Origin of the sequence: Thermococcus sp. MV11, from assembly GCF_012027285.1 — an archaeon.
Taxonomy (GTDB): domain Archaea; phylum Methanobacteriota_B; class Thermococci; order Thermococcales; family Thermococcaceae; genus Thermococcus; species Thermococcus cleftensis.
This window is the reverse complement of sequence record NZ_SNUD01000001.1, coordinates 774,032-789,578: the sequence shown is the minus strand read 5'-3', so window position 1 is coordinate 789,578 and position 15,547 is coordinate 774,032. Positions and strand designations below refer to the sequence as shown.

At 56.9% G+C, this 15,547-nt stretch carries 16 protein-coding genes; 6 read left to right on the top strand and 10 right to left on the bottom strand.

Annotation, left to right across the window (positions count from 1 at the left end; all coding sequences use genetic code 11):
* Window positions 1-35 precede the first annotated feature (35 nt).
* Window positions 36-1,181, bottom strand: coding sequence for a DUF763 domain-containing protein (locus E3E27_RS04390; protein WP_167773542.1), 1,146 nt, complete (start codon window positions 1,179-1,181; stop codon window positions 36-38).
* A gap of 168 nt (window positions 1,182-1,349) precedes the next feature.
* Here E3E27_RS04390 and serK point away from each other — a divergent pair, with 168 nt between their 5' ends.
* Both serK and E3E27_RS04380 read left to right on the top strand, forming a co-directional pair.
* Window positions 1,350-2,078, top strand: coding sequence for an L-serine kinase SerK (serK, locus tag E3E27_RS04385; RefSeq protein WP_167773541.1), 729 nt, complete (start codon window positions 1,350-1,352; stop codon window positions 2,076-2,078).
* Between the two features lie 88 nt (window positions 2,079-2,166).
* A complete protein-coding gene (locus tag E3E27_RS04380) occupies window positions 2,167-2,835 on the top strand; it encodes an HAD family hydrolase (RefSeq protein WP_167773770.1) in 669 nt (222 codons plus the stop codon).
* On the opposite strand, the gene E3E27_RS04375 is transcribed toward E3E27_RS04380, so the two are convergent.
* The 3 genes from E3E27_RS04375 to E3E27_RS04365 are packed head-to-tail and all read right to left on the bottom strand — an operon-like array spanning window position 2,823 to window position 4,613.
* Window positions 2,823-3,596 (bottom strand): MBL fold metallo-hydrolase, encoded by a 774-nt coding sequence (locus tag E3E27_RS04375; protein ID WP_167773540.1) that lies wholly within the window; start codon window positions 3,594-3,596, stop codon window positions 2,823-2,825. The genes E3E27_RS04380 and E3E27_RS04375 overlap by 13 nt on opposite strands.
* A gap of 1 nt (window position 3,597) precedes the next feature.
* Window positions 3,598-4,392, bottom strand: coding sequence for a hypothetical protein (locus E3E27_RS04370; protein WP_167773539.1), 795 nt, complete (start codon window positions 4,390-4,392; stop codon window positions 3,598-3,600).
* Window positions 4,389-4,613: a hypothetical protein gene (locus E3E27_RS04365; protein ID WP_148267249.1), complete on the bottom strand. Its 225-nt coding sequence runs from the start codon at window positions 4,611-4,613 to the stop codon at window positions 4,389-4,391. The genes E3E27_RS04370 and E3E27_RS04365 overlap by 4 nt, the downstream gene beginning before the upstream one ends.
* A gap of 273 nt (window positions 4,614-4,886) precedes the next feature.
* On the opposite strand from E3E27_RS04365, the gene E3E27_RS04360 reads away from it, so the two are divergent.
* From E3E27_RS04360 to E3E27_RS04345, 4 genes are read left to right on the top strand one after another with little or no spacing between them, the layout of a single operon-like run.
* Window positions 4,887-5,903 (top strand): zinc ribbon domain-containing protein, encoded by a 1,017-nt coding sequence (locus E3E27_RS04360; protein ID WP_167773769.1) that lies wholly within the window; start codon window positions 4,887-4,889, stop codon window positions 5,901-5,903.
* Between the two features lie 5 nt (window positions 5,904-5,908).
* Window positions 5,909-6,802 (top strand): hypothetical protein, encoded by an 894-nt coding sequence (locus E3E27_RS04355; RefSeq protein ID WP_167773538.1) that lies wholly within the window; start codon window positions 5,909-5,911, stop codon window positions 6,800-6,802.
* Between the two features lie 10 nt (window positions 6,803-6,812).
* Complete coding sequence (locus tag E3E27_RS04350) at window positions 6,813-7,307, top strand: hypothetical protein (protein WP_014787918.1); 495 nt, start codon at window positions 6,813-6,815, stop codon at window positions 7,305-7,307.
* A gap of 1 nt (window position 7,308) precedes the next feature.
* Window positions 7,309-8,295, top strand: coding sequence for an SPFH domain-containing protein (locus tag E3E27_RS04345; protein ID WP_167773537.1), 987 nt, complete (start codon window positions 7,309-7,311; stop codon window positions 8,293-8,295).
* A gap of 69 nt (window positions 8,296-8,364) precedes the next feature.
* Here the strand turns inward: E3E27_RS04345 and E3E27_RS04340 are convergent, their stop codons facing one another.
* From E3E27_RS04340 to E3E27_RS04315, 6 genes are all read right to left on the bottom strand, one after another.
* Window positions 8,365-8,805 (bottom strand): type II toxin-antitoxin system VapC family toxin, encoded by a 441-nt coding sequence (locus E3E27_RS04340; RefSeq protein ID WP_237266255.1) that lies wholly within the window; start codon window positions 8,803-8,805, stop codon window positions 8,365-8,367.
* Window positions 8,798-8,980 (bottom strand): hypothetical protein, encoded by a 183-nt coding sequence (locus tag E3E27_RS04335; protein ID WP_167773536.1) that lies wholly within the window; start codon window positions 8,978-8,980, stop codon window positions 8,798-8,800. The genes E3E27_RS04340 and E3E27_RS04335 overlap by 8 nt, the downstream gene beginning before the upstream one ends.
* A gap of 122 nt (window positions 8,981-9,102) precedes the next feature.
* Window positions 9,103-9,321 carry a hypothetical protein gene (locus E3E27_RS04330; protein WP_167773535.1) on the bottom strand — a complete coding sequence of 73 codons (219 nt, stop codon included), beginning with the start codon at window positions 9,319-9,321 and terminating at the stop codon, window positions 9,103-9,105.
* A 41-nt stretch (window positions 9,322-9,362) separates the two neighbouring features.
* Complete coding sequence (locus E3E27_RS04325; RefSeq protein ID WP_167773534.1) at window positions 9,363-10,382, bottom strand: M42 family metallopeptidase; 1,020 nt, start codon at window positions 10,380-10,382, stop codon at window positions 9,363-9,365.
* A 49-nt stretch (window positions 10,383-10,431) separates the two neighbouring features.
* A complete protein-coding gene (locus E3E27_RS04320) occupies window positions 10,432-11,313 on the bottom strand; it encodes an AEC family transporter (RefSeq protein WP_167773533.1) in 882 nt (293 codons plus the stop codon).
* 95 nt (window positions 11,314-11,408) lie between these two features.
* A complete protein-coding gene (locus E3E27_RS04315; RefSeq protein ID WP_167773768.1) occupies window positions 11,409-15,461 on the bottom strand; it encodes an MMPL family transporter in 4,053 nt (1,350 codons plus the stop codon).
* Window positions 15,462-15,547: the final 86 nt, after the last annotated feature.

Sequence of the window (15,547 nt, the reverse complement as noted above, 5' to 3'; positions counted from 1 at the left end):
CGATAGTATACTATCACCCAGATAGTTAAAAAGGTTTAGGTGGATCTCTTCTCTTCCTCTGGGAACTTCCAGCTCTTCGTTATCCGCGTCACGTTCCGGACGAGGGCCTTCTCCTCTGGGTGCCTTGAGACGAACTCCTCCAGGAAGGAAATAAGCTCGTCGTAGGCCGGCTTGTCTATCGGGAACGGCACCCTGTCTTTACCGCCAACGGCGTAGGTGAACTTGAAGGGGTCGGGCGGGTGAGTTACGGGGTCCTTCCAGCTCGGGTGGACGTCGTAGACGAGTTCAAGAACGAGCGACAGGGCTCTAAGGGTGCTTGGGCCGAGGCCCTTCAGGAGAAGGAACTCTTCATAGTTCGAAACGCTCAGCTCGCGGGCGAACTCTAAAGCTCGCTTGTTCAGCTCAAACCTTCCGAAGCTCTCATAGCGCTTCAGAATGGAAACCTCATCGACATCGCGGGGCTTGTAGTAAACGAGCGGACGGTAGCCTTTTGCGAGCGCTTTCAGGCTCTCCAGCTCACGCTTTATCTTTGCAGGGCTCTCCTGAACGACGTCGAGGAGCGTCTTCTGATACTCCCTCGATTCTTTCGAGACCGTGTTCAGGGCGAACTCTCTCTTGAGACCTGAGATGGCCTTGTGGGGGTCGAGGGTGAAGGTTTCAGCGTCGAACCAGTGGAAGCGCCTGGCGAGCTTTTCTTTCTCGTTCATGCCCTGCTGTACCACCGCCCAGTTGCCCTCCTCATCGAGGAAGAAGACGTGGTGGTAGAGCTGGTAGCCGGTCTGGAGTGCAACCGTGTCAACTTTGGCCACAAGCCTCGATGTCCTCACGTAGGGTTCCGGGTCGAGTTCGTAGAGTTCGGCTATGGTTTTCAGCTCCTCTGGCGTGGCGCGGCTCTTCTTCCCCTTGCCCCCTGCAGCTTTCACGCCAAGCTCCTCCCTCCAGAGGGCGTCCTTTATCATGCCCGCCGTTACGGTCGTCGAGCCGGAGGAGTCCCAGTCCATTCCGATGACGTTGTTGAAGGCCTGGAACCACACCGGGTCGGAGAGTCTCTCCAGGAGTCCCTTGGTGCCGTACTCCTCAACCGCCAGGATCAGAACTAACCGGGTGAGCTTTCTCATTCTTTGTGCTAGCCACGCGGGAACGCGGCCGCCGTGGAGGGGCAGATCGGCTACGTTCCTCATCGAAGTTATATAACCGTCCGGAGTTTTAACGCTTGTCCCGGAAGAATCTTCATTGTTATTGTACCAAAAGCGCAGAATCATCGGGTGGTCTTGGTCATATAGGGGGAAAGCCTTTTTATCCCTGGTCCCGATTCTCCTTCGCCGGTTAGGCTCACGGAGGGTTTGAAGATGGGAGTTGAAAAGGTTCCGAAGTACGATATCCCGACCGTCAAGGTGGACTACGTCTTCATAGAGCTCGACAAGATGAAGCCCCACGAACAGCTCGTCCAGAAGGAGCTCGAGGCATTCATCGAGAGCGTCACAGGCTCCGGTCTCTTCTGGAAGCCGATGCTCCTCGCCAAGATTCCGGGAACCGACGAGTACCTCATCGTCGATGGCCACCACCGCTGGGCAGGCCTCCAGAAGCTCGGAGCGAAGAGGGCTCCCTCCGTCATACTCGACTACTTCAGCGACGACGTCAAGGTCTACACTTGGTACCCTGCCTTCAAGGGAAACCTTGAGGAAGTTCTTGAGAGGCTCAAGGCGGAGGGCCTCGAGGTGGTCGAGGATCCCGAGGCGGAGGAGAAGGCCGAGAGGGGGGAGATTGCCTTCGCCATTGTCGGTGAGAAGAGCTTCGCCGTTCCGGGTGGCCTTGAAGAGCAGAAGAAGGTCAGCAAGGTTCTCGACGAGATGAGCGTCGAGGGCAGGATCGAGCTCATCTACTACGGCCTCAAGGAGGACGCTCGCGAGGACATGGCCAAGGGCGAGATCGACTACGTCTTCATCAGGAAGGCCCCGAGCAAGGAGGAGGTCATGGAGCTCGTCAAGCGCGGCGAGGTCTACTCCCCGAAGACCACCAGGCACGTCCTGCCCTTCAACCCGGACAAGATCGACGTCAAGCTCGAGGAGCTGTTCTGAAACCTTTTAACCCCTTTTTCCTATCCTCACCGCCGATGACGAGGGATCAACCGGCTGATGGGTGATGAGCAGTCCAGGAGGCCGAGGCATGATTAGGGGATTGATATTCGACGTTGATGAAACCCTGGTCTACTACGAGGGTTATACCCTGAAGAGCTGGTACGAAGAGGTCGGACGGCCAGCAATGGAGAGGCTCGGCGTGGTTCTCGACTGGGAAACCTTCAGGCGGATCGTGAAGGGTGAGCTCTCGAGAAGGTACGTCGAGCGCTTTGGCATAGACCACGTCGAGTTCTGGAAGGCGATGGACAGGGCAAACAGGGCCTACCGCGAGAGGCTCCTACGCGAGGGAAAGATCAAACCCTTCCCGGACGTTGAAGCCCTTGGAGAGCTCAGGAATCTCGGGCTGAAGCTTGCCGCGGTGAGCAACGCCTCCCAGGACAACACCGAGCTCGTTTTGGGGGCCTTTGGGCTTGATAAGCATTTTGACGTCGTATTCGGGAAGGACTACTCCTATCTGGACGGCGTGAAGCCGAACCCCTACCTCGTGAACAAAGCTTTGAACGCCCTCAACCTGAAGCCTGGAGAGGTTCTCCTCGTTGGTGACAGCTCAAACGACGTCTTAGCCGGTAAAAACGCGGGGATAAAAACGGTAAACGTCACGCGCTTTGAAAGGGTCGATGGGGCCGACCACTACGTCGGGAACCTCTGGGAGCTCGTCGAGCTCGTGAAAAAGATGCTGGGGACTCAGTCCCCGTAAAACTCCTTCTCGAAGACGTCTATCCCGACCTCGAGACCGTCGAGCCAGTCGAGGAACTTGCCAACGTTCTCGTCCCGGAATATCGCACCGTGCTGAGGTGCTATGACCTTGGGCTTCAGCTTCCTGATTGAGCGAACCCATGCCCTCAGCGCCTTGGTTGAGCTCATGTAGCGCCTGTGGAAGGCCTCCATGTGCTTAACGTGCTCCTCGAAGTCCTCGACGAAAAGGTACCACTCACCCTCCGGAAAAGCGGCCGCACCTATGTCCGTGCTGAAGAGTATTCCGCTCTTCTCGTCGTAGAAGGCGAAGTTACCTGGACTGTGGAGATAGTGGGCGGGGACTGCCCTTATCACGGAGTTTCCGAGCTTGAACTCCATTCCCTCGTCCGGGATTCCGATCGTCCTTCCGGCGCTCAGCACGGCCATGTGGGGGATGAACCTAACCCAGAGCTCCGAGACGGCCACCTTGGCCAGGGGTGCGTACTCGAACCACAGGTTCAGGCCGGCGACGACGTCCGGGTCCTGGTGGGAGTACATGAGGTACTTTATCTGCGTGGGGGGGATTAGTGACGAGACGTTCCTCAGCACCCTCGAGAAGACGAAGAAGCCCCCCGGCTCCACCAGCGCCCCCTCGTTGCCGTCTATCACCAGGTACTGGTTGGTGAGTATCCCCTTCTCGTCCTCGGCCTCCTCTATGCCGAGCCAGTAAACCTTGTGCTCCCCGTCGTCGTAGAGCGGGTAGCTGTTCATGTTTCTTATCATCTCAAGCACCTCCAACTGGAACCCATACGTTCACCATGTACGCCCCCTCGATTCCGGAGACTATCTCGAGGGCCTCCCTGGCGGTGTTCTCGTCCTCAACCTTGACAACCCTGCTACCGTTCTGGTCCCGGTACTCCACCGCGAGCACCTGGCTGCCCCTCAGGAGGAGCTTGAAGGACCTGCTCCCGTCCTGGGTGACACCGGAGACGTAGAGGACGCTGTCGCTCAGTCTGTCACGGATCTCCGTTATGACATTCAGCAGACCGCCCTTCTGGACTATGTGGAGTCCGCTGTGCACCATCTTTGACTTGGACAGGAACGTCGCCACGCTCATCGGGTCGGAGAAGTCTACTCCATCGACGATACTTGATGAGGCCGATGGTGACGGGATCGGACCAAGGTTCTCAGCTAGCTCCTTCAGGCTCCTGGCAATCCCCTTGGTGAGTATCTCAAGGGGCTTTCCTAACAGGAGTTCCCCTCTTCCCTGGTACGAGAGCTCGACGTTTGCGGTAACGCTCTTTTGCCACTCTTTTAACGTCACAGTAGCCGTCAAATGGCTCTTTCTACCAATTCCCTCGTAGATGTAACTACTGCTGTCGGTCATTACAGTGAACGCGTAGGTGTCTCCAAACTTGAATACAAATCTGGGTAGTAGTATCTCCGCTTGAACGCCGTTCTTAGTACTCACCTTCACCACATAGGGCCAGTTTGTGATGAACTGAGGTGCGTCTTCCAGTATTCTTTCAATGTTCTCCCGGGGAGCGTTTATCTCCACGGAGGTCTCTCTGCGCTTCATACGACCTCACCCAGGACTTCCTGAAGGCGAAGATAGGCACCCTCCACGCCTTCCAACGGGTTTACCGGCACGAGGAAATACACCCTATGGTCGTCTCTGAAGGTCAGTCGTCTTTCCATGTCGTGGAACACTACCTCAACTTCCATTCCAGTTATCCTGTCCCCCATGAGCTCAAGTATCCCGACGAGGTGGGGTACTGCACCCTCTGGGGGTTCACTCATATGTCCCCATATGCGGTAAAGATGCCCAAACGGATCAAAGGTCCAAACGGGCGAAGTTCCAACAGTGTTCTTCACTTCGGATATCATTTCTTTACACCTTGTGAATTTCACAATTTCTTGTAGCCTAGACAAAAGTGGTAGGTTCATTTTTTAAACCTTTGGTTTAAACTTCGTAACATTTGAATTTAAAACTTCGAAATTCTTACCTTTGATCCGCGATACCTCATTATCCTTATATACATGAAGAAACAAACTGACCAAGTCGTGATGATGATGGAACCCCAAGGCTTTAGGTGTGAGAGGTGCGGTGCGCCTCTCGAGGTGTCTCCCGAGACGATAGTAGCGGTCTGCCCATACTGCGGTTTTCCAAACCACATAAGTGGCAACCTGAAGACTGAGAACATTCACATCGTTCCAACGATGGATAAAAACGCCATAGCCAAGGCCTTCTGGAAGCGCGTTGAGAGGGACTTCGACCTGAAGAGGATGAAGGAACAGATTGAGATAGTTGACATCGAAGGCCACTACGCCCCTTACTGGGTGGGCGATGTTCACGTCGAGGGTGACGTCGAGTACATGGTGCGCGAGGAGGAGTGCCACACCGATTCCGAAGGCGAAACCCACTGCCACACGGTAGAGAGGCACTACCATGACCACGTCGATGAGACCCTCGGCTTAATAGGCTCCGCGAGGAGGCAGGTGAGGAGCTTCGGCGTCGATGACATAATCGCCCACTACTCCCGACACAGGCCAAAGGGAAAGAAACTCCTCGAGCTGGACGAGGGGGAGTGGGGCAGGATAAAGCTGGAGGTACTCAACACGGAGATGGACGAGGTCCAGGCCAAGATGATGATGCGGGAGGACGCCATAGACGTCATAAGGAACCGCTATTCGGCCAAGGCGGACAGGATAGAGCGCTTCGACGTAACCGCCGACGAACCGAGGAACGTCTCCCTGCTTCTCCTCCCGATGTGGACGGTCTACTATAAACACGAGAACTCGATATACCACGCCGTCTTCGCTGGCTGGGACGGAAAGGACGTAGCCGCCACCGAGCCCATGCCGATCTGGAGGCGCGCCCAGTACATGGCAGGCGTAGTCCTCGGCGTCCTGATAGGTGCCGCTGGAGCTGCCTACGGCGGTGCCAACGGCTCCGCGATGGTCTCGTTGCTCTCACTGATAATCGGCGCCGGCACGGGAGGCTACTTCGGCTCGCTGGTTCTGGAGGGACAGAGGACGGAGAGGAGCACGGGATTCATGGGGAACTTCATGGGAGGGCTTAAGAGGTGATTCAGATGGAGGTTCAGTGTCCGACCTGCTCGGCCAGGTTCAAGGTTCCCGACACGGTGAGCGTGGTAACGTGCCCCTACTGCGGAACCACCTTCCACCTGGAGACCGGGGAAGAGGCCGGAGAGCACTTCTTCTTTCCGCCGATGAGGAAAGACGCCGGTGGTGTTCTGCTCAAGTTCCTCTCAAGGCAGTACGGTGCTCCGGCCGACATAACCGGGGCAAAGGTGACTAAAAAGGAACTCCACTGGGTGCCGGTTTACTTCTTCTACCTCCACGGGAAGAGCAAGCGGTGGGGGACGATAGAGGAAGTCCGCTTCGTGGGAATACCCGCTGGCTCGCCCTTCAGGGAGCTTCTCAGGGACTATCCCTTCCCCATCAGGGGCAAGCGCTTCTTCGATGAGGCAGTGGTCAGGAAGGGCAGGTACTACGAGCCGGAGATGTCAAGGGAAGAGGCGGAGGCTATGGCGAGGAAGCTCATGGAGAGTGCGTTGCTGAGCGAGGCCTCGCAGGAGGACAAGTCCCTGGGCGACTTTGAGATAGAGGTGAAGTACCAGGGACTCGTTCACTATCCCCTCTGGGAGGTTCACTACGAGTACGGCGGGGAGGGCTTTGCCGGCTACGTCGACGGCACCGACGGGAGGGTCGTTCAGGCGGAGTACCCGCTCATGAGCGGGGCGAGGAAGAAGGCCAGCCTCCTGGGGGCAGGTGTTCTCGGCGCGGGCCTGGTCTTCGGCATAGCCGCGGCCGGCATTTACGGGAGTGCCTGGGGCCTCATCGGCGGACTGGTCTCAGCCGGCGCCGGAGCCTTCGGCATATTCCGGAAAGGGGCCGTGAAGAGGAGAACGGTCAGCGAGGTTATGAGGCTCAACAGGGGCAACCTGTATTTCAAGCCTATGTGAGGTGTTGGTTATGGGAAAGGAAACATCGATAGTTGAGAAGCTCGAACTCGTCATACCGGGCTTCCACGGTTACAAGAAGAAGGAACTCATAAGGGAGGACGACAGGCTCGTCCGTGGAAAGGTGGCTGACACTCTTGCCCTGGCCAGGAGGGAGATGGAGCGGGCTCTACAGCGCTGCGCCATGGTAAGCTGTGCCCAGCTAGTGGCTATAGACAACCTGAGAAAGAAGCTCATGGCCCTGGAGAGCAGGGTGAGGCACGCGGAGGCCGGTTACAGGGGCTACTTTGACAGGGTGAAGTTCAAGGAGGAGGAGCTCAACAGGCTCTTGGAATACGACGCCAAGATGATAGAGCTGGCCGAGGAGATACTGAACGAGGTTAAGGCCCTGAACGGCCAGATAGCGAACCCACAGGCTCTGGGCATGGCCGTCCTGAACCTCGACGACAAGCTGGTGAACTTCGAGGAAGTCCTTGGCAAGAGAATGAGCTTCGCGGCGGGTGAGTGAGATGGCTCAGGTCATAGAGTGGGTAAACCCCGGTGAGGACGAGATAATCTGGCGCTACCCCAACGAGGTCATCAAGTGGGGCGCCCAGCTGATAGTCCACGAGTACGAGGTAGCGGTCTTCATGCGCGACGGCAAGATCTACGACGTTCTCGGCCCCGGAAGGCACACACTGACGACGCAGAATCTTCCACTCCTCTACAGGCTCGTTGGCGGTTCAAACAGCCCCTTCAAGGCGACGGTGATTTTCGTCAGCATGAAGCAGTTCCAGGGGCGCTACGGAGGAGAAACGCAGACGAGGGAACTCGCCCCTGTCAAGTACTACGGCGTCTACTGGTTCAAGGTCGCTGACCCCGTTCTTTTCATCACCGAGGTCGTCGGTGGCCAGAGCCTCTACGATACCCAGGACGTCACCAAGTTCATTCGCGCCTACTTCAACGAGGGCATGATGAAGCACCTCAGCGCCTACTCAATCGTCGACCTCTTCCAGAACCTCGACATGGTCAGCACGCAGGTCAAGGTGAAGCTCATGGAGGACTTCCGCAGGCTCGGCCTTGAACTGGTCGATGTGAAGATTGAAGGTGTGAACACGACCGACGAGTGGCGCCAGAGGCTCTTCTGGATAATGCAGACCGGCAACGCCCAGTACGTCATGCAGATGGACACGGCGAAGCAGGTCGCGGCAGAGCTTGGGAAGAGCGAGGGGGCGGCCATGGGTGCCGGAATGGTGATAATGCCCCAGCTCCTTCAGCAGCCGGCTCAACCAGCCCAGCCGGCGCAGCCCTACGCAGGTGGAGGCGTTCCGCCAGCAGGATACCAGCAACCGGCCCAGCAAGCGGGCCAGGAGATATGCCCCTACTGCGGCAAGCAGATTCCAGCCGGAGCGCGCTTCTGCCCCTACTGCGGACACGAGATCAAGCGCTGCCCCAACGGCCACATAGTCCCGGAGGGGGCGAAGTTCTGCCCGGTCTGCGGGGCGAAAATAGAGTGAGCTTTTTTCTTTACACTTTTGAGGGCAACGTTCAGGGGCTTGAGACAAGACGTTTCGGGCTGCTTCTGTCTACAGCTCTTTAATAGACGTCACCAGCTTAATTCCCTCTCCCCTACAGGCGCTCTTAAAGTCCCGGTCGAGGGATACGAGGGTATCAACGCCGTAGTACTCGGCAGTTGCGAGTATGAGTGCATCGTTCGGAAGCAGGCCGTATGTCTTTGATACGCGGAGGGCTATTGTAGAGATGTCGTAGTTCACTTCAAGGAAATCTGGAATCGCGAGCATGGGGAGCACGACCCTCTCGAACTCCTCCACGGCCTTGGAAACTTTTTCAGGGTTCTTCTTGGCGCTCCAGTATGAACCAGCCCTTATGCGTATGAAGTGGTACATAACCTCGCTGAAGACAACGTCGTTTATGAAGACCCTCCAGTCCGAGCGCAGGAGGCGTGAAAGTATGTCCTCCGCCTCACCGTCCCCTTTGAGTGCCTCGATGAAAACGTTGCTATCCACCAGAAAGCTCCTCATAGAGCTCAGCCTCCAGCTCTTCCCAGCCCTTGGAGGTTTTCAGGTAGCCGAAGGCCCTCTTCAAGACCCCGTCCACGTTTGCCCTCGCCTCGGCCCTGAGCTTATCCATCCTAACCCGCCATTCGATGTTCATCCCAATTTTTCCTTCAGCGTTCTCCATTCCCTCACCCGTCATAGATTTGAGTGTGAGGGTAAAAAGACTTTCCCCGATTTTTCAATCCACCGGACGTGCAACCGTCTATTAAATGCAAGACCCAGAAGAGTGAAATCACGTCTTTTGGCTCACTTCCCCAGCTCGCCCTTCAGCCTCAGGTAATCCTCCTTCGTGAGGGGAAAGTCCCTCGCCGCTTTGAGGAAAGAATTTACCAGCTTAACCTGCTGGCTGAAGACCTCATCGGGGTTCTCCTTAAGTCTTTTAACGTAGAGCCTTGTGAAGGCCAGCCTTTCATCCATGTCGCACTTAGAACGGGACTTCAACGCCGAGCCTCTTTGCGGGTTCATTTGAGGTTCACCTGCCTCTTGTTTAAAAATTAAAAAGGGCCTCAAACCCCGAACCTCTCCTCAATGTAAGCCCTCATCAGCTCCTTCGTCGCGAGCAGGCCCTTGACGTGCGTCCTCTCCATGCCGTGGCTGGCGTGGACGCCGGGCCCGATTAGGGCAACGCGGAAGTCCCAGCCGGCCCTCAGAGCGGCCGAACCGTCGGAGCCGTAGTAGGGGAAGACATCAACGACGTGCGGTATGTTCCTCTCCTCGGCCACCTCGATAAGTCTGGTAGTCATCTCGTAGTCGTAGGGCCCGCTTGAATCTTTGGCCGCTATGGAAACGGCCGTCTCCTTTCCGTAAACGCCTTCACCAACCACGCCCATATCAACGACGAGAAGCTCCTCGGTGGTGGGTGGATAGCCAGCTGAACCGCCGTGCCCGACCTCCTCGTAGGGCGAGAAGAAGAACGCCACCGGGAGCCTTTCGAGGGTTTCGGCTCCAAGGTCAAGCATGAGGTCTATCATCACAGCCACGCTCGCCTTATCGTCGAGGAAGTGGGCCTTGACGAAGCCATTGACGTACTCGAACTTCGGGTCGAAGGCTATGAAGTCGCCCGGCCTGATGCCGAGTTTTTCAGTGTCCTCTTTCTTCTCGACAAGCTCGTCTAGCCTTATGTACATGTTCTCCTCCTTGCGCTCCTTCTTTCCGGCTTCCCTGTTCACGTGGACGCTGGGGTTCCTGAGGAGGAGCGTTCCGCGGTGCTTCTTCCCCGAGCGGGTGATTATCGTGCAGTACTCACCCTCGAAAGCTGGCAGAAGCAGTCCGCCCACCCTCGTGAAGCTCAAATGCCCGTCGGGCAGGATTCCCTTCACCATCGCGCCGAGGGTATCAACGTGGCCCGCCACGACGAGCTTTGGCTCGGGGTGGTTGCCCGCTATCAGGGCGCCCTTGTTGGTGTAGTACGTCCTGATTCCTGCCGCGTTGAGCTTCCTCTCTATGTGGGCCAGGACTTCCCTCGTGTAGCCCGTTGGGGAGGGTATCTCAAGGATCTCCTTCAGAATCTCGACCACTCGCTCCATTTAGACCACCGTCTAAAGAGAGGTCGGGGAGTTGAAAAGGGCATCGGTTTCAACCAACCAATGCGCTGAGAGCCATGAACAGTCCTATCACCATCATGGTCAGCACGAAGGTGACACTTATCGCCTCCTCGGCCTTGAGCCTGTACTGAGCGAGGATAGCGTTGGCCGCTATCGCCGGCGGCATCGAGGCCTCGACGAGAACGGAGTAGAAAACGTCCGGCGCCGCCCATCGGAGGGTAAGGAAAACGAAGGCGAAGGGAACAGCTATTCTGAAGAGTCCGACCTCAGCGAGCCTGCGCCAGTCGAAGCTCCTCAGCGTTATCCGCGAGCCGAAGTATATGAGGAGCAGGGGAATGCTGAGCCAGCCGACGGTTCTTATCGGCTCAAGGATTTGGCTCGGAATCCGAACGCCCGCTATAATCAGGGCCAGGGCGAGGAGGTTCGCCACTGTCGGCGGGAACTTCAGGGCCTTCAGAAAGCTTTCCTTAACGTTCGCTCCGCCGCTGGAATAGTGGGCCGCTATGAAGGTAACGATCGGGATGACTATCATGGAGTTGGTTGTCGAGTAGAGTATCGCGGGCGTTATGTCGTCGAGGAACAGGCTCGCTATAGGGAAGCCGAGGGCGGCCGTGTTGGGGTAGACCGAGAGAACCATGAGCGCGCCGGCCCAGGGGTCATCCTTGAGAAAGAATCTGCCGTAGAGGTAGGAGGTTGAAAGGCTTATCGCGATTATCAGGAAGACGTAGAGAAAGACCGTCTTTATGCTCAGGAGGTATGCTAGATCCTTGCTCGCCACGTTCCCGAAGATGAACAGGGCGAGGAGAAAGTCGTTCACCAGAATACGTAGGTAGTCAAAGGGCTTCTCCGATTTAATCAGTCTCTTGAGGACGTAGCCGACCGCTATGAGGGCGAGCATCTCGGCGATGTTCATGCTTAAACCTGGGGTTCAGCGTTTAAAAGCCTGTCGAGTAGAAAAATGAAAAGGGGTCGGGGCAGAACTTGAAAAATAAAAACGGGGGTTGAGGCTCACTCCTTCTTTGTCTTGTGCAGGGGCCACCAGGCCTTCTCTCCGAAGAGAGCCATCGTGGCCGGGCCGATGAAGTAGACCGCCGCCGTGGCGGTCAGCAGGACACCAACGGCCAGGGCGAAGCCTATCTCCCTTATTCCCCACGTCGCTCCCGTCATCAGCGAGCCGTAGGTTACCGCCAGCACAGCGGCGAGGCCGACGACGAGGGTGTCCATCGTTCCTGCCGCGACCACCAGCGCGTCCCTCGCGCTCCTGCGCTCGAACTCGTCCCTGGCTTTGACCAGGTAGAAGCTGTTGTAGTCTATGCCGACTCCCATGAGCACTATGAAGACCATCATGGGCAGGAACCACATGACCTGCTGGCCGAAGACCCTCTCGAAGAGCCAGCTGGAGACCGTTATGCTGAGGAGCACTCCGACGGCTATGGTGCCTATGGTGGTTATGACCGCGGGCAGTCCCTTGAGTGTCGGTATGAGGGACAGGAACATCAACAGGAGCGCCACCGGGAATATCCTGTGCCAGAAGACGTCGTTGATGAGGTCGCTGAGGTCGAGCGCCAGTGCAGTGCTTCCGCCAACCATTCCGGACTTTATTGCTCCTGACTTCTCCTCGTCTTTCACTATATCCCTTATCTCCCTCACCATGTCCTTGGAGCGGTCGTCGGTGGCCTCGTACTTCCCTGTTACCTGAATCAGTACCTTGGTGCCATCTCTGGACAGGTAGCGGTCGCCGCCGATGCTCTTCAGCTCGTCCACGCTGACGTTCACCGGCCTTCCGTAGGGCTGGGTCACGGTGTAGACGTACTCAACGCCTTCCACCTTTGAAATCCTCCCCACGAGCTCGTTGATGGTCTTGATGTCCTCATCGCTCAATGGGTGGCCGAGGTCTATAACCACGTAGGTCGGCGAGGTAACGCCCGCACCGACCGTGCTTTCGCTGAGCTGGAGAAAGTTGTAGGTCTCGCTGTCCTTGGGAATGAAGAGCTTTATGTCGTGGGTTCCGTTGAAGTTGACGAAGTTGTAGGCCGCCGGAACCGCCACGAGGAGAGCCACGAGGACAACCACCTTGGCGTGCTTGACGGCCCACTCCGCGATTCTGCTCCTCTCATGGAGGTCCACCCTGCTGAGGTGGTGTTCGATGTGTCTCGGCCACCAGAATGCCGGTTTGTCGCCTATGAGGACGGTTATCGCCGGAATGAAGGTCAGGCTGGCGAGGAGGACCACGATGACCGCCAGGGGCGCTATCATGCCGATGGTCTTAAATATCGGGAACTCCCATGCCAGGATAAAGCTCGCGAAGGCTATGATGTCCGTTGAGGCACTCGCGAGGACGGCATCTTTTGCTCTCTTCAGGGCTTCGCTTGCGGCTTTGTTGTGGTCGTAGCCTTCAGCGAGATACTCCCTGAACCTGTGCAGGTAGTAGGTGGAGTAGTCTATTCCAAGGCCGAGTGCCGTCGTGACGGTGAGCATCTGGGCCCAGCTCCCGACGTCTAAGTAGTCGCCCTTCGCGAGCAGGTAGAGTATCCCCAGCGCCGTGAGCGTCGCGGTGGCGACGCCGGTGAAGGGCAGGAGCGTCGCTAGCAGCGCCACCCCCATCAGGATAAGGAGCACGAGGAGCGCCCCAACGATGCTGAACTTCGTAGTCTTGTCGTTGTCCTCCTTGCCGTATTTAATGGCCTCGTAGGTCTGAACGGGCGTTCCGGTTACGTATACCTTGACTTTCGGCGAGACCGCTCCGAACTCCTTCACAGCTATTTCCTTAACCTTCAGCGAGCTCTCGTACTGTGCCTTACTCTGCTTCTCCAGGTCGCTGACCCCTTCAAGGCCCTTTGGAATGAAGAGAATCAGCATGGTTCTGTTGTCCGTGCTCTTGAGCATGCCGATGTAGCTCTTTGCGAGGCTGTAAATGGACGGGTAAATCTGCTCCTCTATGGGCTTTACGTCTTCCCTGGTTATACTCCCCGGGTCGTCCCTGAATTGGAATGCGAGGTTCACAAGCTGGGTAGCGTTTATGTTCAGCTGAACCCCAAGGTTAAACTCTGCTATAAACTTCTCGACGAGCTTTGCTGTCTTTTCTTTGACAAGTGCCTCGATCTGGGTGTCGCTCATCGGGTAATCCCTGGCAACGGTCAGCATTAGCTCCCTCAGCGTTTCCTTGACGTCCTTGGGAGCGGTAACGTTGGCGAGTTTCTCATCAACCCCCTGCTCAAACAGGCTGTAGGCAATCTCCTCCGGACTTTTACCGGCGTAAATCCCGTCCACAACTTTGCTAAGGTCTATGGGGGCGTTTCCGGCCAGGCTCGTGATTATTTTGCTGACCGCTTCTTTAACTCCAACCCCTCTGGCCAGCTCATCAGGGTTCTTGAGGACGGTGTCAACGATGGTTTCAGCGACCTCCTCGCTCCCAACCCGCTCTGCGGTCTTCTGTATCAAAAGCTCCCTCGCAATCGGTTCAACGTTCCCCTTCGAGTCGTAAACCTGGATTATAACCTCCTCCGGGAGCTCAACGCCCATGCCCTTGAGCATCTCAGCCAGCAACGATACTGTTGCCTCCTTCAGCAGGGCGGGATTCCTTGCCAGAACTCCGGTCGCGTTGGCGTCAAAGCTTACAACCGTTTTGGCTATCGGCTCCGCCAGAGGCCTCTGCTCCCCGGGCAGTTTCTCCTCAAGCGCACCGGTGAGCAGGTTAGTCTCAAGCTCCTTCGTCGGGCCGTAAACGAGGAGGGTTCTCAGTATCTCGTCGGCGTTGGGCATTTCGAGGAGAGGGCTTCCAGTCATGAGGGCCTTCACGACCTCGATTGCCGCACTCTCGACAGCTGAAGCGCCTGGGTTCTTTCCAAGCCCTATCGAGGCGTTGACGATGTGGGCCAGCGTGCTGGCGGGAACCTCACCGAAGCCCGGGACTTCGTAGCTCCCACCCGCTTCCTCGATGACGAGCGGGAGGTTTTTGAGGGCCTCACCTGCTATCTCATCAACGGGCCTAACCGCGCTCTCGCCGAGCTGAATGAGGGCGTAATCACTGCCCGCCTGCTCATCGAACGCCACAACTCCCCTGTAGAATGCAACCGAGTATGCCTCCGCTAGGTTCCTCTGCATCGGGTCGCTTATCTGGCTCAGGACGATTTCCCTGGTTACGTTGGTAAGGAAACCGTCGGTTATCGCACTTGCTCCATATGCCGAGTAGGCTGGGTAGGTGGCGTTGTAGACCGCGTAGACGAACTCAACCGGAACGCCGAGCTGAGTAGCTATTGCCTGTGCCGTTGCCTCATCGAGGCCCCTCTCGTAGGCCCCAGCCTGGACGAGGGCGTCGTAGGCCCCTATCGTTCCTAGGTAAGTTCCCGCGTAGCTATCGCTCAGGTTGTAGAGGCCGGCGTTAAGGCCAGCTATCGTGGAGTTCAGCGTTCTTAACTGCTCGCCTGCGCTGGTGAGGTTCCGGTGGAGCTCAACGTAGGCCAGATCCGTCTGGTTGAGCGCTTGCCGGAGGGCAATGCTCCTGTTGTAGAGCGCCGTGAGGTTGGCATCGAGCGAAAGATAAGCTCCTGCCAGCTCCGGAACGGTCTCGTTGAGTGTCCTGACCTGACTGCTCAGATTTTCAATCTGGGTGAGAAGGGCTCCGTAGGCGTTGCTCGCGTTGATGGCCGAGCTGTAAAAGATTCCGGTCAGGTTGGCGGTCGTTCTGGTGAGGTTTAAGGCTATCTCGTAGGACTTGTTGTGGAGCAGGTCAACGGCATCGTAGTAGGACGTAAAGTTGCTCCCGTAGGGCTTTGCTTCTGCTTTGAAGCGCTCGTAGGCTTCTCTCGTTGCCGGGTCGTTCACGTTCACGCCGCTCACTATCATGTACGTCTGGTTGTCGCTGGTCGCGAACTCCGGAAACTCCTTGGCCAGGGTGTCCTGAACCTTGACGGACTCCACGTCCTTCGGAAGGAACTGGTCCATACTGTAGTTGGTGAGGTCGTTCAGCTTTGCAGCCAGCGGCATCGCCGCTATAACCACGATAATCCAGAGGGTCACGATGGCCTTTGCGTGCTTAACGATCCAGTCGTTCCAAGCCATACCCACCACCATTGTCGCTTATCAACATGACGAATTTAAACATGTTGAAATTCGACATGTCGTTGAGAGAAGCGTTTATAAGGGTT